This is a genomic window from Cutibacterium avidum ATCC 25577 (assembly GCF_000227295.1).
GTDB lineage: Bacteria > Actinomycetota > Actinomycetes > Propionibacteriales > Propionibacteriaceae > Cutibacterium > Cutibacterium avidum.
In genome coordinates this window covers 620,693-642,773 of record NZ_JH165054.1, presented here as the reverse complement: position 1 = coordinate 642,773, position 22,081 = coordinate 620,693, and the positions used below count along the sequence as shown (strand labels likewise).

Below are 22,081 nucleotides of genomic sequence, written 5' to 3'. Positions count from 1 at the left end.
GCCGGCTCGTACCCGTCAACAGCGGACATGAGACACCCTGATCGGTTCGAGGTCCAGCTTCATCCAGAGGAACTGCTCGGTCTAGACGCCCATGGCACGCGCCACTGCCATACTCTGGTGGTGTGAGTACGAAGAATCTGACCCGCGAGGAAGCCCGCCGCCGCTCCGAGATCATCACTGTCGAGAGATACCACGTCCGCATCGACGTGCGTGGTGCTGACGCTGATGGGGCCACCCACTTCACCTCCAGCACCAGGGTGCGATTCTCGACCAAGGAGCCCGACACCTTCCTGGACTTGCTCGACGGCGAGATTGAGTCGGTCATCGTCAACGATGAGGAGGTCGAGCCGGAGTATGACGGCTCTCGTATCCAGCTTCACGGACTCCATACTCATCGTAAGAATCTCGTCGTCGTGACCGCCAAGCTGCCCTATCAACACACCGGCCAGGGTCTGCACCGCTTCGTTGACCCGGCTGACGGCAAGGTGTACCTCTACACCCACTTCGAGGCCGCTGATTCCCGACGTATGTACACGGTCTTCGAGCAGCCCGACCTCAAGGCCCACGTCGACTTCGATGTCCTCGCACCGCAGGGATGGCGCGTCATCTCCAACCAGGTCCATGAGGACACCCGCGAGGAGGAAGGCGGCATCCTGCACGACTTCGCCCTCACCCCGAGGATGTCGACCTACCTCACCGCCATCGCCGCTGGCCCGTACGTCCGATTCGAGGACGAATGGCACTCCCGCGACGGCTCGGAGTCCATCCCGCTGGGCATTCTCGCTCGCGCATCCTTGGCCGAGTACGTGGATCATGAGGAGATCTTCAAGATCACCAAGCAGGGCCTGGCCTTCTACCACGACGCCTTCGGTTACCCCTACCCGTGGGGCAAGTACGACCAGATCTTCGTGCCCGAGTACAACCTCGGCGCCATGGAGAATCCGGGCCTCGTGACCTTCACCGAGAACTACATCCACCGCGGCCCGGCCACTCGCTCCGAGCTTGCCGGTCGGACGAACACCATCCTCCACGAGATGGCTCACATGTGGTTCGGAGACCTCGTCACCCCCAAGTGGTGGGACGACCTGTGGCTCAAGGAGTCCTTCGCCGAGTACATGGGAGCCCATGCCTCGGTCAACGCCACCGAGTACCGCGAGGCCTGGACGAACTTCGCCGTCGGTCGCAAGGCCTGGGCCTACACCGCCGACCAGCAGTCGACGACGCACCCGATCGTCGCCGACATCGTCGATCTGGAGGCCGCCCGTCAGAACTTCGATGGCATCACCTACGCCAAGGGTGCGTCGGTGCTCAAGCAGCTCGTCGCCCACGTCGGCGTCGAGAAGTTCTTCAGCGCGGCACGCCACTACTTCCGCGAACTGGCCTTCTCCTCAGCCACTCTCGACGATCTCATCCGTCACCTCGAGAAGGCATGCGGTCGAGACCTGAGCTCCTGGGTGAACGCCTGGCTCAAGACCACCGGACCTGACGTTCTGCTGCCGGAACTCACCGTTCGTGACGGGGTCGTCCAGGAGCTCGCCGTGGTGCGTGACTCCATCGACGTGCGTACCGGCCGAGACGTCAGTCGTCCGCACACCCTGCGCGTCGGCCTGTACTCTCTGCAGGGAAACGATCTGGTGCGCACTGACCTCATCGATGTGACCTTGTCCTCGCCGCGTACTCCGGTGCGCGAGGCCGTCGGCAAGCCTGCCCCAGATCTCATCCTCATCAACGACGACGACCTCACCTACGCCAAGGTGCGTCTGGGGGCCACCGGGACGAAAACTGTGCTGACCCACCTGTCCGGCCTGTCGAAACCACTGGCCCGCGCGCTGGTCTGGTCGATGCTGTGGAATGCGGTTCGCGACGCCAAGCTCAAGGTTCAGGACTACCTCGACGCTGTCGCCTTGCACGGCCCCAAGGAGACTGAACCGGCCATCCTCACCACAGTGCTGCAGCAGCTGCGGATGGCGGTCGAGAACTACCTGCCTGATTCGGCTCGCGACAACGCGCGTCGAGCCGAGGCCGCTCGAGCATGGCAGGGACTTGACGAGTCCGAGCCCGGCAGCGACTTGCAGCGCATCTGGGCCCGCCACGCCCTGGCTCTGTCGGCAGCCGACCACGAGTCGGCTGGTCAGGTCCGCGGACTTCTCGACGGCAACGTCACGGATCTGGTTGTCGATCCTGAGCTGAGGTGGCAGGCCTGGACGGCCTTGGCCGCCCTGGGCCAGGCCAGCGTCGAGGACCTCGACGCCGAGCTGGAGCGTGATCGCACCAAGACCGGCGTCGCCCATCACATGGCCGCCATGACGGCCTGTCCCGACGATGCTGCCAAACAGGACGCCTACCGACGCCTGCGCACCCCCGGCGAGCTGTCCAACGAGCACTGCCTGGCCCTCCTCGACGGTCTGCGCACCCCGCTGGGAGCCGAGACCTTTGCGGGCCTCAACAGCTCCTACTTCGACGACCTCGAACAGATCTGGCAGGAGTTCCCGATCGAGATGGCCCAGCGTCTGGTCATCGGACTCTTCCCGGATGGTGACGTCGCCGAGGATGCCGATCATTGGTTGGCGCACCACCCCTCGGCCACGGGTGGCCTGACGCGGACGGTCAAGGAGCTTCGTGACGCGGCCTCTCGTGCGGAGACGGCCCGCGACTACAACAGCTGACGAGCCCCATCGCGCCTGACAGTGGCGGGTTGTTCAGCGGCGACGCTGCTTGACGACCCGCCACTGGCGTGCCAGTGCCTCCCGCCACGTCGGCACCGTCACGCCGTTATCGATCATGATCCGGTACAGACGGCGCTGGTTGACCTCCAGGCCGATGAGACCGATGGCGAAGATGATGAGCTGGGTGGACATGGCCCAGCGGAAGCCACTGAGGGTGTAGTGCCCGCCGGGACACAGTACCTCGAGAAGCAGACCGATGATCTCGATCTCCAGCAGGCCGAAGAAGAATCCGCCCGTGATGGCCACACCGGTCGCGGTGGCCAGCCGGTTGCCGGGCTGGAAGGTGCGAGCCACGTCGAACCCAACGCCCCCACCGGGCAGTGAGATGCCCAGGCAGGTGACGAGGACGTAGAGCATCCACAGCGGAGCGGGCCCTGGCCACACCAGGACGATCAGCCACGCCACCGTGGAGGCGGCGATCATGGCCTCGACGAGGGTGCCACGACGAATGGGGTGTCGGCTGGTCAGGATGCCCGCCGTTGGTCCGGCGATGGCATTGGCAATGACGTACACCGTCATGAGTGTCGAGGCAGTGGCCGTCGATCGGCCCTCGGCGTGGGTGAGGTAGGGCATCCCCCACATCAGCGAGAAGACGATGCCGGCGAAGTTCGACGACATGTGGGCCCAGAAGGCCAGCCTCGTCGAGGGATGCTTGACGACCTCGACAACTTGGTGGGGGAGTTGCTTGAGATTGGCGTCGGTGCGTTCCGGCTCGACTCCGGGCGGGGCGTCACGGATGAGAAGGACGGCCAGCACTGCGGCCAGTGCCGCCCCGGCCGCAGCGAGGAAGTAGCTCGAACGCCACCCGCTGGTCTCCACTATCGCCACCAGGCCGACGGCCGAGACAACCTGTCCGAACTGGCCCAACAGACCAGTGAGTTGAGTCATCAGCGGGATCTGACGAGTCGGGAACCAAGCAGGCACCAGACGCACCGCAGCACCGAAGATGAAGGCGTCGCCACATCCCACCAGGATGCGGGCGAGCATGGCACCTCCCACACTCCCTGCCAGGGCCATGACGACCTGGCCGACGGCCATGAGGACTGATCCAGCAGTGATGACGACTCTTGACCCCAACCGATCGACGGCCACACCGGCCGGAATCTGCAGAACGGCGTACACCGCGAGCTGGAGCACCATGAAAGTGGCGACGACGGACGCCGGGGCGTTGAAATGGTCTGCGGCCGTCAGCCCCATGACGCCCAGAGAGGTTCGCTGCATGACGGCAAACCCGTAGGCGATGACCGCGGTGATCCACACCACCCATGTCATGGCACCGCGGTGACGAGGGTTCGATGGGGCGGTACTCACGTGGCTCATGGTAAGACGTTCCGCCCTCCCCATGCGCTGAGTGAGCCGGCAATACGTGGTCGGGGCGGCAATGACGCCATCCAACGGCTAGATTTGTCCTGTGGCAGACACAGTTGAGAACGCCGTCAGCACCCCCGACGTCGAACAGCCCTGGGCCGAGTTGGGGTTGTCCGCCGACGAGTACCAGCGCATCCGGGAGATCCTGGGACGCCGCCCGACCGGCGGCGAGCTCGCCATGTACTCGGTGATGTGGTCGGAGCACTGCTCGTACAAGTCGTCCAAGAAGTACCTACGACGCTTCGGCAACCTGCCCCAGCGCACGCCGCTCGGCCCGCTGCTGGCAGGCATCGGTGACAACGCCGGCGTCGTCGACATCGGCAATGGGCTGGCCGTCACGTTCAAGGCGGAGTCCCACAACCATCCGTCCTATGTCGAGCCCCATCAGGGAGCAGCCACCGGAGTCGGCGGCATCGTTCGCGACATCATGGCCATGGGCGCTCGCCCGGTCGGCGTCATGAATGCCCTGGCCTTCGGGCCCCTCGACCGTCCCGACACCGCCCGAGTACTGCCCGGCGTCGTCTCCGGCATCGCCGACTACGGAAACTGCCTCGGTCTGCCGACGATCGGCGGCCAGACCCTCTTCGACCCCACCTACTACGGCAACCCGCTGGTCAACGCGCTGTGCGTCGGAGTGCTGCGTCACGAGGACCTACAGTTCGCCAAGGCCTCCGGTGTGGGAAACCTCGTCATCCTCTTCGGTGCTGCGACGGGTGGTGACGGCATCGGTGGTGCGTCGATCCTGGCCTCCGAGTCCTTCGCCGCCGAGGGGGAGTCCAAGCGGCCCAGCGTCCAGGTGGGCGACCCCTTCATGGAGAAGTTGCTCATCGAGTGCACCCTCGACCTGTTCAATGCCGGCGTCGTCGAGGCCCTGCAGGACTTCGGTGCGGCCGGTATCTCGTGCGCCACCTCGGAGCTGGCCAGTGCCGGCGATGGTGGCATGCACGTCGAGCTCGACCGCGTCCCGTTGCGCGACCCCAGCCTCGCCCCCGAGGAGATCCTCATGAGCGAGTCCCAGGAGCGGATGGCCGCCGTCGTGCGTCCGGACCAGCTCGACGAGTTCATGGAGATCTGCGAGCACTGGGGAGTGGCCGCCACCGTCATTGGCGAGGTCACTGACACCGGCCGTCTTCACATCGACTGGCACGGCGAGCGGATCGTCGACGTCGATCCGCGCACCGTCGCTCACGACGGTCCGGTCCTCGACATGCCCGCAGCTCGTCCGTGGTGGATCGACGAGCTCAACGGGAATGACGCCAACAACCTTCCGCGCGACAACTCTGGAGAGGGCCTGGCAGGTGCTCTGCTGGCTCTGGTTGGTTCTCCTCACCTGTGTGACCGCTCCTGGATCACCGACCAGTACGACCGCTTCGTGCGTGGCAACACGGTGTTGGCCCAGCCCAACGACGCCGGCATGATCCGCGTCGACGAGGAGACCAACCTCGGCATCGCGCTGTCCTTGGACGCCAATGGTCGTCAGACCACCCTCAACCCATACCTGGGTGCCCAGCTGGCTCTGTGCGAGGCCTACCGCAACGTCGCCGTCAGCGGCGCGACCCCGGTGGCCGTCACCGACTGCCTCAACTACGGATCCCCGTACGATCCCGACATCATGTGGCAGTTCGACGAGACCATCCTCGGTCTGGTCGACGGCTGCCGCGAGCTCGGTGTGCCGGTCACCGGTGGCAACGTCTCCTTGCACAACCGTACCGGTGACGAGTCCATCCGGCCCACCCCGCTCGTCGGTGTCCTCGGTGTCATTGACGACGTTCGCACCCGCATCCCCTCCGCCTTCGCCCATGACGGTGACGCTGTCCTGCTGCTCGGCACCACGAAGTGCGAGTTCGGTGGATCGGTCTACGACGACGTCATTCACGCCGGTCACCTCGGCGGCATGCCCCCGATGCCCGATCTGAACGCCGAGAAGGCCCTGGCCGCGGTCATGGTGGAGGCTGCCAGGCGCGGTCTGCTCTCCAGCGCTCACGACCTGTCCGACGGCGGCCTGGCCCAGGCTCTCGTGGAGAGCTGTCTGCTCAGCGGCCTCGGTGCCTCGGTCACCCTGCCCGAGGGGGAGCCCTCGGTGCTGCTCTTCTCGGAGTCCCCAGCTCGCGCCGTCGTCTCGTTGTCCGGTGCCGACTACCGTGAGTTCAAGGAGCTGTGCCAGGAGCACGGTGTGCCGACTGCCCGTATTGGCGAGGTCATTGATCACGGTGAGATCGAGGTTAACGGTCTGTTCAGCCTCCTCCTTGGCGAGATCGAACGAGCCTGGCGCAAGCCGATTCCGACTGCCATGGGGGAGTGACAGGAGTTTCCTGGCCCGGCTGACTCTGTGATTGAGCAGGTTTGACGGTTCCCTCGTTGTCATGGCGCACTTCCCGTGCGAAAAAGCGCGCCTTGCTGGATCGCCTTCAGACTCGTGGAACGTTGTGCACTGCCTCCATCAGCGCAGCCAACGGTGCAGCCGCTTTGAGGTTCTTCTCGCGCCACTCCTCGTCGGGCTGGGAAGCTGCGACGATTGCGCCGCCGGCACCGACCGTTACTCGCGACCCCGTTCGGACCACCGTCCGTATCACGATGCTGAGGTCGGCGGTGCGATCGAAGCCGAGATATCCCAGGATTCCCGAGTAGATTCCCCGGGCGCCGACCTCTAGACCGTCTAAGATCTCCACGGACCGTTCCTTCGGTGCCCCGGTCATCGATCCACCAGGGAAGGTCGCTCGCAGTACGTCGACCAATCCGACGTCCTCACGCAATCGTCCGCGCACCGTGGTCACCATCTGGTGCACCGTCGCATATGACTCGATCGCCATCAGACGTGGTACCTCCACCGTGCCTGGTTGGCACACGCGCGACAGGTCGTTGCGCACCAGATCAGCGATCATGAGATTCTCGGCGCGGTTTTTCGCGTCAGTGTGTAAATCGACAATTCCCCGGGCATCCTCCACCGGATCATCACAGCGGGCCATCGTCCCCTTGATCGGCTTGGATTCAGCGATGCCGTCGCGTACTCGCAGGAACCGTTCCGGGGATGAAGAGCACACCTCTACATGCGGGTCGGTAAACCGAAGATACGCCCCATAGGGGGCTGGGTTTCGACGCCGTAGTGCGCGGTACAACTGCCAGCCGTCCACGTCGCACTGGGAGGTCCACGTGTCGGTGAGACAGGCCTCGTACGAGTCACCGCGTGTTAGCGCCTGCTGGATTGCGGCAACACGGTCCTGGTAGCCCCCTCGGCTGAGCCGCCACGACCCTTCCACAGGCACGGTTAGCGGTGCGGGCCCTTCGCTGCTACCTGGTCGCTCCACCAGCGTCGCAGCCAGTGCGTCCAACAGATCAGCGGCCTCATTGCAGCCGGGCGTGTTACGGTCGTCCAAGGCTAGGAGGTGAGCGTGATGTCGGTAGTGGTCATACGCAATCCAGCTGGCCGGACGCATCCACATGGCATCGGGCAGTTCGCTGCAGTGCGCATTCGGGCCCAAGGTCAGCGCTTTGCACTCATAGCCCAGGAAACCGACATAACCACCTGCGAACGGGATGTTATCCAGTTCCGGGTCCCTCCGTGGTACTCCATCTGCAAGACGGCGTTCCAAGAAGTCCAGTACATTACCAGACTGGGTTCGCCCGTTGACCGTTAACGTGTTCGTGGCGACGTCGTAACTGACCAGTTCGGACGCCGCCCCCGACACCGTGCCCATGACACTCCAACGGCCGGTGTCGCCACGCGTGGTGGCCGAGTCCAACCAAAAGGCGTCACCGTCGGCAGCGAGGCGGCTGAAGGTGGCTTCTTCGTCGAGATCGATGTCCACCGCTTGGTGGTGGATTGTCCACCGTGCCGTAGTCCGGGGACACTTTCGTGACTGGATGTTGCGCGGTTCGCGTTTGTCGCGTACTTCGCTGTGTCGTGGCTGGCTGCCGATCGCCAGGAAGTTCGTCATTAACTGACATCCGACCTGCGTCATGACTGACTCTGGGTGGAATTGCACGCCCCAATGTGGCCGGTCGGCAACCTTGAACGCCATGATGGCGCCATCCTCGGCGCGAGCATGTTCGACGATCTGGTCACCCAACGTGGTCAAGCACAGTGAGTGGTACCGAGTCGCCTCGAAATCTTGCGGTAACCCGGCGAAGATTCCGCGCCTGGAGTGATGAATTCGGCTGACGATGCCGTGATGGGGCCGAATGGTCTGCAACTGGGCACCGTGACGTAACCCGAGGCCTTGGTGGCCCAGGCACACTCCGAGCAGGGGGAGTTTGTTGGAGGCGTCGATCACCTGGCCGGCGATCTTGAAATCCTTGTCGTTGTGCGGGGTGCCAGGTCCTGGCCCGATGACCACGTGGTCGAATTCGCCGTCAGCCAGTCGGCGGAGGATCCCTTCACGCTCGACCTCCTCAGTGCGGACCACCACTGGCTCGATCCCGCTGACTTCGGCCAACAGGTGTGCCAGGTTGAAGGTGAAGGAATCGTGGTTGTCGACCAGCAGGATCACGGGCCCTCCTCGGTGACATCCGCTGCAGTGCAAGAGCAATAGCACAAGGATAGGGGCCGCTTCCCGAGACGTGCTTGGCATCGTGGCGTGGTGGGGGAGGAGGACACGCTCATAATTTATGATGACTGTATCGTCAATATACGATCGGCTTACGCCCCGGGCGATAAAGGCAAGCAACCAGAAGAGCCTCGTCGCCGACGGATGGTCGTCAGTGAAGGGTGGGTGCAAGGGATCGCCCTCGTGATGATCCTGGGATTCACGGTGATGGGCATCCTCGCCTGTCACACCTATAACGACTCCATACCCATACCCAACAAGGTTGTCTCCACCACCGGAGAGGTGCTGTTTACCCATGACGACATCGTTGCCGGGCAGGAAGCCTTCAATAACCGAGGCCTCATGGAGTACGGGTCCATCATCCGCCACGGTGGGTACCTTGACCCCGACCTCACCGCTGACTATCTGCGTCGTTCCGCGACGTTGGCCCTGGACGCTCGAATCAAAGCTAGAGAGAATCAACCGCACCAGGCCAATATCAAGGACCCGGCACAAGCTAGGCACTTGACCGACTTTTTCGCGTGGACCGCCTGGGACGGCCGTGGATCGACCTGGCTACAGCTATTCGTACACAAACAACTGGCCGGCAGACCCGATCGTGGTGAACCGTCCAACGGCCGACATGGTCGTCTGGTCGGTGTCGTCCGCGAGGAGGTGGCGTTGGGTGTCACTTACATGGACCTCATCCTCTACTCAGCCGGTGGGGTGCTCGGTACCATGCACCACCTGTACTTCTCGTGCCCCCGAGCGCGCACATGGCCATCGGCACCTTCTTCTCGGCCGCGAAGGCCATCCCACTGACGTTCCTCACGGTCGAGGCGTGGGGATTCATGCAGCTTGGAGCCCGGCGTGAGTCGCGGTCGTCGACGCCGTTCCTGCCTCGCTGGACGGTGATGTTCCTTGACGATCCCGCCTCAGGAGATCATCACCCGCGACAATGTCCCGGCTTGTGTCAACCCCGTCGTCCCGTTCAACGTGACGGGACCTCATGGATGCTGTCATGAATGTGGAGAATTACGCGATAGCGAGGAGCCAGATTGCTCAGACGACGTTGTGAAGCGTCCTAGGCCGGGCGGATCTCGACACCTTCCTCGCCCATCGGGAGGAACTCAACACGGACCTCCGTGAGATCATCGAGGTGCAGACGCACTCGTGGGGGTGTCGATGTATCCATTGTGGAGATCAAGGACGTGGAGATCCCGGAGGCGATGCAGCGGGCCATGGCCCGTAAGGCGGAGGCAGAGAGGGAGTGGCGGGCGAAAGTCATCAACGCACGCGGCGAGATGCAGGCGTCCGGCGAGGTGCCGCAGGCAGCCGACGAACTCTCGAAGAGCCCGACCTCACTGCAGTTGCGGTATCTGCAGATGCCTCTTGAGCTGGGAGCCAATCAGAATTCGACGGTCGTGTTCCCATTGCCCATGGATATCCTCGCCCCCTCCTTCGCAAGGGTCACGGGAACTGACCGATGGGGGCTCCGGCCTTCGGGGCGGTCGGGTCCCACCTGCCTCCATGGGGGTCCTGACTGCCCGAGGTATGGAGCAGCCGGGTATGTAACCGCCTCATAATCCGACGGTGAGGCACGGAGGCGACCCTACACTTTGATCATGGATCTTTCTCATGCTCTCAAGAACCTGTCTGCCAAGGTTGATTCCGGTTTCGACGATGCTGTTGCGCAACTCACCCGTCACGTCGCGGTGCAGTCGATCAGTTCACAGAAACCCGACGATGTGAGGTCCGGAGCCGAATTCGTCGCAGCTGCCGCCAGGGAGGCTGGTGCCGCCGACGTCAACGTCATCACCGAGAATGACGGGCTGCCGGCTGTCATCGCTCACTGGCCTGCCCCCGAGGGCAAGCCCACCGTTCTGCTGTACTCCCACGGTGACGTCCAGCCAACCGGCAACCTCGACGAGTGGCACACCGACCCCTTCGTCGCCACCACCAGGGGAGAGCGTCTCTTCGGGCGTGGCACCGCTGACGACAAGGGTGGCGTCGCTGCCCACCTGGCTGCCATCCGTGCCTTCGACGGCAAGCCGCCGGTCGGCGTCATCCTCTTCGTCGAGGGTGAGGAGGAGATCGGCTCCCCCTCCATGGAGGCGATCATCGCCGGCCACAAGGAGGAGCTGGCCGCCGACGTCATCGTCATCGCCGACTCGGTCAACTGGACTCAGGGCGTGCCCTCCCTGACGACCACCCTGCGTGGCGTCGTCGACTGCGTCGTGGAGGTCTCCACCCTCGACCACGCGCTGCACTCCGGCCAGTTCGGTGGCATCGTCCCCGACGCCCTGACGACCCTGTGCCGTCTCATCGCGACCATGCATGACGAGACTGGTGAGGTTACCGTCGACGGTCTCAAGGGATTCGCCGGGCCGGAGCTGGACTACCCGGAGGATCGTCTGCGCGAGGAGACCGGTGTGCTGGACGGAGTCCAGTGGGTCGGTCGGGGACGCGCCGTAGAGAAGATGTGGACCAAGCCGTCGGTCACCGTCGTCGCCATCGACGCCACCCCGGTCAAGGACGCCATCAATATCCTGCCGGCAACCGCTCGCGCCAAGATCAGCCTGCGCGTCGCCCCTGGCCAGGACGCCGGCGAGGCCATGGAGGCTCTCGTCAAGCATCTGGAGACCCACGTCGAGTTCGGCGCCCACGTCAAGGTGACCCGTGGTCAGCTCGGTCAGCCGGGCATCGTTCCTTTCACCGGGAAGCGGGCCGAGATCGCCAACGAGGCATTCAAGCTGGCCTGGGGTCAGGAACCCGTCGAGATGGGTACCGGCGGCGCCATTCCCCTTGTGACCGATCTGCAGAATGCGTTCCCGCAGGCGACCGTCCTCGTGACGGCCGTCACCGATCCGGAGTCGCGCATGCATGGCATCGACGAGTCCCTGCACCTGGGTGACTTCCGCAAGGCCATCCTCACCGAGGCACTCATGCTCGCCGGCCTGGCGGAGTGAGCTGGCGCGAGTTCCACCGAAAGGCGTTCCCGCGTAGAATGGCCCTGCTGTCGGCTGTGCCGGTCAGCAGGGCCTGGGGCGTCCGACGGAACCATCTCTTGTCCGAGTGACGGTCACCGGGGCTCGCGTCAGAAGGGTGGGCAGACGCGGACAGCCAGTTGTTCCCGTCACAGAGAGGCCTGCCCATGTCGTCCGGCTCCGTGAGCTACCGAACTCTGTTCTCCCTGCCAGGCGGCACCTTCGTCACCGTCTCCGCCCTGGCTCGTCTGCCCCTGGCCATGAGCCAGTTGGGCACCCTGTTGCTCGTCTCCAGCCCGCAGGTGGCGGGACGACTGGGCCCTGGTGGTCTGGCCGCGGGCATCGTGGCCCTGGCCATCGCCGTCGGCTCTCCCATCTTCGGCGCCCTGACCGACCGTCACGGTCAGCGCACAGTGCTGCTGGTGCAGTCCGTGGTCGGTGGATTCGCTCTGATCGCCGAAGGAATGGCTGCCGAGATGGGAGCCACCTGGCCGATCGTGGCCACCATCGGAGGCGTCGCGGGATTCTTCATGCCTCAGATCGGCACCATGGCGAGAGTTCGCTGGCGGGCCATGGGAGCGGCGAATCCCAACATCGAGGCGGGGGTGCTGGAGACCTCCTTCGCGTGGGAGGGATCCGTTGACGAGGCCGCCTTCGCCCTCGGACCGGCCTTGGTCGGAATCCTCGCGGTGCTTGCGGGCCCCGTCCCTGGCCTCCTCGTCGCCGGTTCCATGTTGTTGGTGCTGGGCAGTTGGTTCGCCCTGGACCCGACGTCAAAGCTCGTCGAGGTGCACCGTGGCGGGACCGACCGTTCGGGGGTCTCGACCCCGTCGGAGCGTCGTGCTCCCGGCCCGTTGTTCACTGCTGGTGTGTTGGCCACCTGCGTCGGCATGATCTTCATGGGCATGGTCTTCGGGTCCGTCCAGACCGGAACCACCAGTCTTGCCACGGAGGCGGGGCGGCCTGGTCTGGCGGGCCTGCTGCACGCCCTGTTGTCGGTCGGCAGTGCGGCTGCCGGTCTGGCCCTGCCGAGGTTGGCCAGACGCCTCGACCTCGTCGCAAGGTGGAAGCTCTTCGCCCTGGGGCTGGCGGTGTTCGCAGCCCCGCTGCTCGTCGTCCATCACCTCGGCCCGCTGGTCCCGGCCCTGATCGTCCTCGGCATGGCTGCGGCACCGTACATGATCACCCTCTACAGCGTCGCGGAGCGATCGGCGTCCGCCGGACGGATCGGTACCGTCATGACCCTCATGGCGGCCGTGAACAGCCTCGGTTATGCCTTCGGGACAACGATGGCCGGACGCCTCGCCGACTGGGGAGGTGGCACCCAGGCTTACGCGGTGACCTTCGGTGTCGGTGTCGCGGCGACCCTGCTGGCCGTCCTGGTGGCCAGGAGGGTGACCCCGGTCAGGGGCTGAGTCCTGCTCTGACGGGTTGCCCCGACGCTCCTGAAACCTGTTCCACAGTCACCATCGGCCAGTGTGCGATACCGTGGCCTCGTGCCGCGCGCAGACGGAAGGCTTACCGCAGACCTCGATCCCCACGACCATGGACCCCAGGACGCCTGTGGCGTCATCGGGATCTATGCCCCTGGTGAGGAGGTGTCCAAACTCACCTATTTCGGCATGTACGCCCTGCAACACCGAGGCCAGGAATCCGCTGGCATGGCGGTGTCGGACGGTCGCCGAATGATGGTCTTCAAGGACATGGGACTGGTCTCCCAGGTCTTTGACGAGGCCACCCTCAACTCCCTCCGGGGCCACATGGCCGTCGGGCACACCCGATACTCGACGACAGGTGCGAGCGTCTGGGACAACGCCCAGCCGACCTTCCGCTCTCGTCAGGGTGGTGGCGGTCTCGCCCTGGCCCACAACGGTAACCTCACCAACACCGACGCCCTCGAGGCCCTCATCGTCGAGCGCGCGCCGAACACCGATGTTCCTCACAAGGACCGGATGGACTCCAGCAACGACACCTCGCTGGTCACCGCTCTCATGACGACCTACGACGGCACCCTCGAAGAGGTCGCCGCCCAGGTGCTGCCTCACCTCAAGGGTGCCTTCAGCCTCGTCTTCATGGATGACCACACCCTGTGTGCCGCCCGCGACCCGCAGGGAATCAGGCCGCTCGTGCTGGGCCGCCTCTCCAGCGGATGGGTGGTCGCCTCCGAAACTGCTGCCATTGACATCGTCGGCGGCACCTTCGTCCGCGAGATCGAGCCCGGCGAGATGATCGCCATCGATGCCGCCGGTCTTCGCACCAGTCACTTCGCCGAGGCCCGTCCCAAGGGCTGCATTTTCGAGTACGTCTACCTGGCCCGTCCTGACACCGTCATTGCCGGGCGACGCATTCACAACGTCCGCGTCAAGATCGGCAAGATCCTGGCCCAGGAACACCCCGTCGACGCCGACCTCGTCATCCCGGTACCCGAGTCCGGCACTCCGGCTGCCATCGGCTATGCCGACGAGTCCGGCATCCCCTACGGCATGGGTCTGGTCAAGAACTCCTATGTCGGCAGAACCTTCATCCAGCCCTCCCAGACCCTGCGCAACCTTGGCATCCGTCTCAAGCTCAACCCGCTGCGTGACGTCATCGAGGGACGCCGCATCGTCGTCGTCGACGACTCCATCGTGCGCGGTAACACCCAGCGACAGCTCGTCCGGATGTTGCGCGAGGCGGGAGCTGCCGAGGTGCACGTGCGCATCTCCTCCCCACCGGTGGAATGGCCCTGCTTCTACGGCATCGACTTCGCCACTCGTGCCCAGCTCATCGCCCCTGGTCTGGAAGTCGAGGACATCTGCCGATCCATCGGCGCTGATTCGCTGGGCTATGTCAGCCTGGAGGGTCTCGTCCGAGCCACCCACGTCGATGCCGACAACCTTTGCCGGGCCTGTTTCGACGGTGTCTACCCCGTGCAGGTGCCTGCATCCGCACGAGACGTCGTCGCCGATGCCACCCATACCGATCCCGATGAGGAGAAGCAGTGAGCAACGAGTCCGCCTACGCCCGTGCCGGCGTCGACATCGAGGCCGGTGAGCGTGCCGTCGACCTCATGAAGGCCCACGTGGCCGCCACTCGTCGTCCGGAGGTTCTCGGCGGCCTGGGCGGCTTCGCTGGTTTCTTCGACGCCTCCGCGCTGGGGAAGTACCGTCATCCGGTGCTGGCCACCTCCACCGACGGTGTCGGTACCAAGGTCGCCATCGCCCAGGCCATGGACGTCCACGACACCATCGGCTTCGACCTGGTCGGCATGCTCGTCGACGATCTCGTCGTGGTGGGCGCGGAGCCGTGGTTCGTCACCGACTACATCGCCTGTGGTCGCGTCGATCCGAACCGGATCGCGAATGTCGTCAAGGGCATCGCTGCTGCTTGCGCCAAGGCGGGCTGCTCACTGCTCGGCGGCGAGACGGCCGAGCATCCCGGCCTGCTGGCCCCCGAGGAGTACGACGTCGCAGGTGCCACCACCGGGGCCGTCGAGTACGACGAGATCCTCGGCCCGCAGCGGGTCCAGGAGGGTGACGCCCTGCTGGCGGTGGCCTCCTCGGGGCTGCACTCCAACGGCTACTCGCTGGTCCGCAAGGTGTTGCTGGCTGACGCCGGTTGGACCCTTGATCGTCACGTCGACGAACTGGGACGCACCCTCGGCGAGGAATTGCTGGAGCCCACCACCGTCTATGCATCCGACCTGCTGGCCCTCGTCCGTCAGGTCGAGGTGCACGCGATGAGCCACGTCACAGGTGGGGGACTGGCCAACAACCTCGCCCGCGTCCTTCCCGACGACCTCGTCGCGACTGTTGACCGGTCGACATGGACTCCTGCTCCGATCTTCACCCTCGTCCAGCAGGTGGGCGACGTCTCGCAACCTGATATCGAGGCAACTCTCAACATGGGCGTCGGAATGGTCGTCGTCATGCCAGAGGCGAACATCTCCGAAGCGATCGAGGTGCTTGCCGGTCGCGGTCTTTCCGCATGGCAATGCGGTCATGTTTCCCGTCGTGGCGGACCCGACGAACCGGGGGCGGTGCTGGTTTCGAGCCATTCTCGCAGTTAGGCCGTTCGCCCGGAAATGAATCTTGTGGTGGCCCACTTTGGTACCGGGGTCATCGCTCGGGTAGCCTGTGCCCCACGACAGTTGATGATTTTGGGCGGCAAAGCCGCTATTGATGAAGCGAGGGGGTCGACCCACATGGGGCGCGGCCGTGCAAAGGCGAAACAGACCAAGGTTGCCCGCGATCTGAAGTATCGCTCGGTGAACATGGATCTCGAGTCACTGGAGCGAGAGCTAAGAGGCGACAATCGTCAGCAGGAAGATCCTCATGACGAGGACGGCCTGTCTGACGAGTATGCCGATCTTGCCGAGAAGTACGCCCACTACGGCGAGGACGACTGAGCCGGTAACGCGGCCATGAGGTGGCTCAACGACCCCCTGATCGACGGGTTTGAATATGCCCGGATCGGGCTCCCACACGCAGCCAAGTCCGTCGGAGACCCCGACGGACTCCTGACTGCCTGTGTGGTGCGTCGTCGTGAGCCACGTCATGGCCGCGCAATGCTGTACGTCCACGGCTGGTCAGACTGCTTCTACCAAGCCCACCTTGCCAAGACGGTGGAGGGCTGGGGATATGACTTCCTCGGTCTCGACTTGCGTCGGTATGGACGGAATCTTGTCCCTGGCCAGATGGCTGGTTGGGTGCGTGATCTCGCCGAGTACGACGAGGAAATCAACGCAGCGGTGTCATTGCTGCGCGCTGACCACGACTCGGTGACGATGATGGGCCACTCCACCGGAGGGCTCACCGTACCTTTGTGGGTCTCACGCCACCCGGGACGTGTCGACGGGGTCATCCTCAACTCCCCGTGGATCGATCTGCAGGGGTCATTCCTCGCCAGGGCTCTGGCTGGACCGCTGGCCCGGTCAGTGCGCATCGCGGAGCCCACCACTGTGCTGCCCATTCCATCACGAGACAACTTCGGCCGCACCATCCGTCGTGAATTTGGCGGTGAATGGGATGTTCCCGAGGTGAAGGACCCGTCCTGGGCGCCATTCGTCATTCGTGCCGGCTGGTTGGCTGCCATTCTTGACGGCCATCAGGCGGTGGCCCAAGGGCTTCACATAGACGTCCCGATGTTGGTGCTGATCTCGGATCGCAGCGACCTGTCCGCGACCTGGAAGCCGTCCATGAGGTCAGCCGACACCGTTCTCGACGTCGAGAGGTTGGCCCGTGCCTCGGTCAATCTGGGACGCCATCTCACCTTGGTCCGTGTCCGGGGTGGGCTGCACGACGTGGTGCTTTCCGCGCCGTCAGTGCGGGCCAACGTTTTTGCGGAGATGGAGCGGTGGGTGGGCGCATATTTAGCGTGAAATCTCACATCCACCAGTTTCTTGAGCGTCGTTAACATTTTTGTGTCAAACTTCCCTTGCTGGGCACCGTCGTCCAGCAGGTGCAGATCAACTCCGCGGCACTGAGGCCGGGGGATGGGGTCTGACCGAACCACACGGAGGTTTGGAATGTACGCGAAGAAGATCGCAGCCCTTGCGACGGCATCGATGCTCGTCCTGGCCGGCTGCAGCTCGACCACGACTGACGAGAGCGGGAGCAAGGAGTCGACGACGACGTCCTCGTCAACCCCGAAGGCAGGCGGAGCCGGCGGCGAGGTCGGCGTGTTCACCTGGTGGGCCGACGGCTCCGAGGCGAAGGGTCTCGACGCCCTCGAGAAGATGTTCGCCGAGAAGTATCCGAACGACAAGTTCAAGAATCTGGCCGTCGCGGGCGGATCTGGCTCGAACGCCAAGGCCAAGCTGGCTTCCGACCTCAAGAACGGCAACCCTCCGGGCTCCTTCCAGGGCCACGCCGGTGCTGAGCTGACCGACTACATCGACAACGAGCAGATCGAGCCTGTTGACGGCATTATCAAGGAGCTCGGTGGGGAGTCGGTCTTTCCGAAGACCCTCACCGATCGTCTGACCGTTGACGGCCACATCTATTCGGTGCCGGTCGACATCCATCGCGCCAATGTCGTGTGGGCCAACTCAGTTCTGCTCAAGAAGGCTGGCATCACCAAGACCCCGACGGACGTCAAGGGCTGGATTGCCGACATGGAGAAGGTCAAGGCCTCCGGCGTCGCCACCCCGCTGTCCGTTGGTGGCACCTGGACCCAGACCGAGCTCTTCGAATCCATCCTGGCTGCCGATCTGGGTGCCGACGGCTACAACAAGCTGTTCACCCCGGACGGCAAGTGGGACAGCCCCGAGGTCAAGACCGCCATCGAGGATTACAAGAAGGTCCTCACCTTCACCAACACCGCCTCCGACGGTGACGACTGGCCGGCCGCGACCGACATGGTTGCTTCTGGGAAGGCGGCCTACAACGTCATGGGTGACTGGGCCGTCGCCGAGTTCGACATGAAGGGCAAGAAGTACGGCACCGACTACACCGCCTTCGCGGTGCCTGGCAAGGAGATCGTCTACGACTTCCTGGCCGACTCCTTCACCCTGCCGACCGGCACCAAGAACTCCGAGGCCACCAAGGACTGGTTGCGCTTCGTCGGTTCCGCCGAGGCCCAGGAGTCCTTCAACAAGATCAAGGGATCCATCCCGGCCCGTACCGACGTCAAGCCGGACGGATTCAGCAAGTACCAGCAGGACGCCATGAAGGACTTCAAGGACCTGCCGATCGTCTCCTCGATCGCCCACGGTGCTGCTGTCTCGTTGGCCTGGAGCTCCGAGATCAACACCGCGATGAGCAAGTTCTACCAGGACAAGAACACCGACAACCTGGCCTCCTCGCTGGCGGCCGCACACAACAAGTACGGCAAGTGACCGTCTGATTCCGGCGCGACTGGTGTGGGGCTCGTGCTGGCCGGCCCCACACCACGCCGGAGGCGCTGCTCCTGACATCTCGTCGTGCTGGTGGTGAGACGGCGTCAGGAGTTCGTGCACGCCTTCAGGGCACTCTGTCGTAGTTGTCACCCCCAGAATCCGGGAGATTTCATCATGAAAAGAGTGAGACGCTGGCTTCCGAGCTTTCTCCTCGTACTGCCGTCAATCATCCTCGTCGGTATCTTCGTCTACGGCTTCATCGGAAAGACCGTCTTCACTTCGCTGGTTCGGGTCAAGACCAAGTCGGGACGCATCAAGGCGCCCGGTGGCTGGGAGAACTACTCCCAGTTGTTGGCCGACGGTCGCTACCAGCACGCCATGTGGAACCTCTTGGTCCTGACGGTGGTCTTCGTTGCCGGAACCATGGTCTTCGGCCTCTTGTGGGCTCTCCTGTTGGAAAAGGGCGTCACCGGTGAGGGCTTCTTCCGGTCGGTGTTCCTGTTCCCGATGGCCGTCTCATTCGTGGCTGCCGGCGTCATCTGGCGGTGGTTGCTCTCCCCGGCCAAAGATGGTCAAGCCACCGGTCTCAACCAGCTCTTCGTCCATCTGGGGATGCCCGGCTTGCAGTCGTCGTGGTACTCATCCGGGAAGTTCAACATGGCTGCCATGGCCGTCCCAGCGATCTGGCAGCTATCGGGCTACATCATGGCTCTCTTCCTGGCTGGGTTCCGTGGTATCTCCGAGGACCAGCGTGAGGCGGCACGGGTCGACGGAGCCTCCGAGTTCAAGCTCTACTGGAATGTGCTGTTCCCGCAGCTCTCGCCGATCGCCCTGAGCGCCCTCATCATCGTTGGGCACATGTCGATGAAGATGTTCGACCTCATCTACGCCATTGCCGGCCAGAGCTCCTACACGGCTGAGGTGCCTGCCACCTTGATGTGGACCCAGATGTTCCAGCTCAACAACCCGACGGCAGCCGCCGCCAACGCGACGATCCTGTTGGTCATCGTGGCTGTGGTCGTCGTGCCTTACCTGATCTACACCAACCGCACTGAGAGGGGAGGACGCTGATGACCACCACAGTGCTTCCGGGCGAGGCCAGCGTGCCTCCCAATGCCACCTTGCCCGGTGACGCCCTGACCGACATGCCGAAGCGTCGTCGCCGTCGCACCCCTGCCCAGAAGACCATGGGTGCGGTCCGCTACGTCCTTCTGGTGTTCTTCGCAGTACTTGTTCTCACTCCCGCCTACGCCCTGCTCGTGACGAGCTTCAAGACGCCATCTGGCTACGATCAGTCAACGGCGTGGAAGTTGCCTCGAGTGTGGTCCGTGGGCGGCTGGCAGGCCGCTTGGGACGCCCTGGCTCCTGCCATGGGACGGTCCCTCGTCATGGCTGTGCTGGCAGCCATCCTCTCGGCCATTCTGGGATCCCTGAATGGTTACGTCTTCGCGAAGTGGAAGTTCCCTGGATCCCACGTCATCTTCGTGCTCTTCCTGTTCGGAATGTTCATTCCCTACCAGGCCATCATGATCCCGTTGTCGGGCATGATGCTGGACATTCAGCAGGGAGCTCCGTGGTTCGCCGGTATTCCCACCCTGATCTTGTGTCACATTGTCTACGGCATCCCGATCTGCACGCTGATCTTCCGCAACTACTACGCCACCGCAGTGCCCTCGGAGATCATTGAGGCGGCTCGTGTGGACGGTGCCGCCACGATCTCGACCTACGCCAAGATCGTCCTTCCGGTGTCGATTCCCGGCTTCGTCGTGACCCTCATCTGGCAGTTCACCAGCGCATGGAATGACTTCCTCTTCGCGCTGTTCCTGACGAACCAGAACAATGGTCCGGTCACCTTCGGTCTGAACGCCCTGGCGTCCGGGCAGAACCCGAACTACCCGCAGATCATGGCTGGCGTGCTCGTCGCCTGCCTGCCGACCCTGCTGGTGTACATCGCTCTGGGCAAGTACTTCGTGTCCGGTCTCATGAGTGGATCGGTGAAGTGATTCGCTGACGCATCCTCCTGGGGATGTGACGAAGGGCAGGCGAGATTGTCGCCTGCCCCTTTCGAGTTGTTGAACGTGCACGTTCCATGACTCGCGGTCTCTCCGGGCTGTCGAACCTTGAATGGGGCCATCAGCGCTGGTTCTGAAGCGGTAGCGGTAGACGCTCTTGGCCACGAGTTCGGGATCGGACCCTGCCGAGGACTTCGAATGCTGGAGGTCAGAGACGACGCTGGGGGAAGAGCGACGTAGTAGTTACACAGAACCGATGAGATTCACCGTCGTCGAGGTTCCTGAGCCGCTTTCGTGGACGATATTGAACCCGCTGGGCGCAATGCGCGACGGGATTGGCGCCGAGGATCCTGGCAGGGAAGCCGTGAGGCCACAGAGTCAGTCAAGATATGACTTGTATGAAAGACCAGGCGGAAGCTGAGCGGTCTGCAGCATTACAGAACGTTCTTTGGGGTGGCCGGGACCGGGGTCGAACCGGTGACCTTTCACTTTTCAGGCGAACGCTGCTACCAACTGAGCTACCCGGCCATCGCGTCCATGCAAAGGTCTCATGAACACGAAAGCGGTGATGAACTCATCACCGCTTCAGCGACCCCGATGGGACTTGAACCCACGACCTCCGCCGTGACAGGGCGGCGCGCTAACCAACTGCGCTACGGGGCCTTGGCTCTTTCGAGTCCTGACCGCTGCCTCAGGCAGCTCGAAAAATATAGCAAGGTTTTGGGGTGGAAGGGAAATCGAGTCTGGAATTGAGGCTCAAAGACGCTGTGACTAGGGGTGTTACTTTCTCTCTGCGACGCTGTCCGCAATGCTGTCTTGTTCACTCTGAGTGAACATAACGAGATGCTTTCGGGGTGGAGATGGTGCGGAATGGACTTCGAACAGTGAGTGTCCAGACGGTGTCGAGGACTTCGACACTCTAGGAGACGAGGGGGATGGGGTGCGATGGGGAGTGTGGTCACGTGAGAAGGCGTCCGTAGAGCATGAAAAGGCCCTGTACCGAATTCGGTACAGGGCTCTGGACGTATCCCGGACGGGATTCGAACCCGCGTTGCCGCCTTGAAAGGGCGGTGTCCTAGGCCTCTGGACGACCGGGACTCAGCGGATGCGGACCAATGGCGACCGCCGAACTAGACCATCATATCTAGGTCACATCACAGGCGAGAAATCGGCGGTTCGAAATTCTGACCGCCGGGGTCTCCGGCAAGCCAGAAATTACACACGCCGGCAACTCCTTTGAGGGTTGCCGGCGTTGCGGTGGTTCAGTCGAGGATGTTCGAATTAATGCGAAGTGGGTACAACGAGGAGTAGATGGAGGTGAGGCGTACTCCAGCACGTGGGTTCGCTGCTTCCACTATCTGCCCGTTACCGACGTAGATGGCGACGTGACCGCCGCCTGGCTTGGCAAAGAGGTCTCCTGGCTGGATCTCGTCCAAGGAAATGCGATGGCCACGCGCGATCTGCGACCCTGAGTAGTGAGGCAGATAGATTCCAGCCTGCTGGTACGCCTTCAACACCAGGCCGGAACAATCGAAGCCGATTGGACCCTCGCCTCCCCAGATGTAGGCCTTACCCACCTGTGCCTTGGCGTAGTTGACAATGGCGGCCCGGGCGCTACTGGGTGAAACTGAAGGGCTGGGTGTGGGTG

The 22,081-nt window shown here is 63.6% G+C and carries 14 protein-coding genes, 3 tRNA genes and 2 pseudogenes; 13 read left to right on the top strand and 6 right to left on the bottom strand.

The window, feature by feature from the left end; translation table 11 throughout:
• Positions 1 to 122: 122 nt before the first annotated feature.
• Positions 123 to 2,666 (top strand): aminopeptidase N, encoded by a 2,544-nt coding sequence (gene pepN, locus HMPREF9153_RS02910; RefSeq protein ID WP_004809190.1) that lies wholly within the window; start codon positions 123 to 125, stop codon positions 2,664 to 2,666.
• A gap of 33 nt (positions 2,667 to 2,699) precedes the next feature.
• Here pepN and HMPREF9153_RS02905 read toward each other — a convergent pair whose 3' ends face one another.
• Complete coding sequence (locus tag HMPREF9153_RS02905; protein ID WP_036910141.1) at positions 2,700 to 3,998, bottom strand: MFS transporter; 1,299 nt, start codon at positions 3,996 to 3,998, stop codon at positions 2,700 to 2,702.
• A gap of 139 nt (positions 3,999 to 4,137) precedes the next feature.
• Here HMPREF9153_RS02905 and purL point away from each other — a divergent pair, with 139 nt between their 5' ends.
• Positions 4,138 to 6,396, top strand: a complete 2,259-nt coding sequence (purL, locus tag HMPREF9153_RS02900; RefSeq protein ID WP_004809185.1) for a phosphoribosylformylglycinamidine synthase subunit PurL — start codon at positions 4,138 to 4,140, stop codon at positions 6,394 to 6,396.
• A 106-nt stretch (positions 6,397 to 6,502) separates the two neighbouring features.
• Here purL and pabB read toward each other — a convergent pair whose 3' ends face one another.
• Complete coding sequence (gene pabB, locus HMPREF9153_RS02895) at positions 6,503 to 8,581, bottom strand: aminodeoxychorismate synthase component I (RefSeq protein ID WP_004809183.1); 2,079 nt, start codon at positions 8,579 to 8,581, stop codon at positions 6,503 to 6,505.
• A 201-nt stretch (positions 8,582 to 8,782) separates the two neighbouring features.
• On the opposite strand from pabB, the pseudogene HMPREF9153_RS02890 reads away from it, so the two are divergent.
• The 11 genes and pseudogenes from HMPREF9153_RS02890 to HMPREF9153_RS02840 form a co-directional block, all read left to right on the top strand.
• Positions 8,783 to 9,284, top strand: a pseudogene (locus HMPREF9153_RS02890) (hypothetical protein); the annotation flags it as partial.
• Positions 9,285 to 9,535: 251 nt separating this feature from the next.
• Positions 9,536 to 10,100: pseudogene (locus tag HMPREF9153_RS12395) on the top strand (SPFH domain-containing protein); the annotation flags it as partial.
• Positions 10,101 to 10,242: 142 nt separating this feature from the next.
• Positions 10,243 to 11,586, top strand: coding sequence for a dipeptidase (locus tag HMPREF9153_RS02880; RefSeq protein ID WP_023031930.1), 1,344 nt, complete (start codon positions 10,243 to 10,245; stop codon positions 11,584 to 11,586).
• A gap of 185 nt (positions 11,587 to 11,771) precedes the next feature.
• Positions 11,772 to 13,019 (top strand): MFS transporter, encoded by a 1,248-nt coding sequence (locus HMPREF9153_RS02875; protein ID WP_004809172.1) that lies wholly within the window; start codon positions 11,772 to 11,774, stop codon positions 13,017 to 13,019.
• An 81-nt stretch (positions 13,020 to 13,100) separates the two neighbouring features.
• Entirely contained in the window at positions 13,101 to 14,588 is a 1,488-nt protein-coding gene (gene purF / locus HMPREF9153_RS02870) for an amidophosphoribosyltransferase (protein ID WP_004809169.1), read from the top strand.
• Entirely contained in the window at positions 14,585 to 15,652 is a 1,068-nt protein-coding gene (purM, locus tag HMPREF9153_RS02865) for a phosphoribosylformylglycinamidine cyclo-ligase (RefSeq protein WP_004809168.1), read from the top strand. The genes purF and purM overlap by 4 nt, the downstream gene beginning before the upstream one ends.
• Before the next feature lie 135 nt (positions 15,653 to 15,787).
• A complete protein-coding gene (locus HMPREF9153_RS02860; RefSeq protein ID WP_023033181.1) occupies positions 15,788 to 15,991 on the top strand; it encodes a DUF3073 domain-containing protein in 204 nt (67 codons plus the stop codon).
• Between the two features lie 15 nt (positions 15,992 to 16,006).
• Complete coding sequence (locus tag HMPREF9153_RS02855) at positions 16,007 to 16,963, top strand: alpha/beta hydrolase (RefSeq protein WP_004809165.1); 957 nt, start codon at positions 16,007 to 16,009, stop codon at positions 16,961 to 16,963.
• A gap of 147 nt (positions 16,964 to 17,110) precedes the next feature.
• Positions 17,111 to 18,421 (top strand): ABC transporter substrate-binding protein, encoded by a 1,311-nt coding sequence (locus tag HMPREF9153_RS02850; protein WP_004809162.1) that lies wholly within the window; start codon positions 17,111 to 17,113, stop codon positions 18,419 to 18,421.
• 174 nt (positions 18,422 to 18,595) lie between these two features.
• Positions 18,596 to 19,492, top strand: a complete 897-nt coding sequence (locus tag HMPREF9153_RS02845; protein ID WP_004809160.1) for a carbohydrate ABC transporter permease — start codon at positions 18,596 to 18,598, stop codon at positions 19,490 to 19,492.
• Positions 19,492 to 20,424, top strand: coding sequence for a carbohydrate ABC transporter permease (locus HMPREF9153_RS02840; RefSeq protein WP_004809158.1), 933 nt, complete (start codon positions 19,492 to 19,494; stop codon positions 20,422 to 20,424). Before HMPREF9153_RS02845 ends, HMPREF9153_RS02840 begins: the two co-directional genes overlap by 1 nt.
• Before the next feature lie 463 nt (positions 20,425 to 20,887).
• Here HMPREF9153_RS02840 and HMPREF9153_RS02835 read toward each other — a convergent pair.
• The 4 genes from HMPREF9153_RS02835 to HMPREF9153_RS02820 form a co-directional block, all read right to left on the bottom strand.
• A tRNA-Phe gene (locus HMPREF9153_RS02835) sits at positions 20,888 to 20,961 on the bottom strand.
• Between the two features lie 61 nt (positions 20,962 to 21,022).
• A tRNA-Asp gene (locus tag HMPREF9153_RS02830) sits at positions 21,023 to 21,096 on the bottom strand.
• 362 nt (positions 21,097 to 21,458) lie between these two features.
• Positions 21,459 to 21,531: transfer RNA gene (locus HMPREF9153_RS02825), tRNA-Glu, on the bottom strand.
• A gap of 164 nt (positions 21,532 to 21,695) precedes the next feature.
• Positions 21,696 to 22,081: C40 family peptidase (locus HMPREF9153_RS02820; protein ID WP_004809156.1), on the bottom strand; the 386-nt coding region annotated here is incomplete at its 5' end.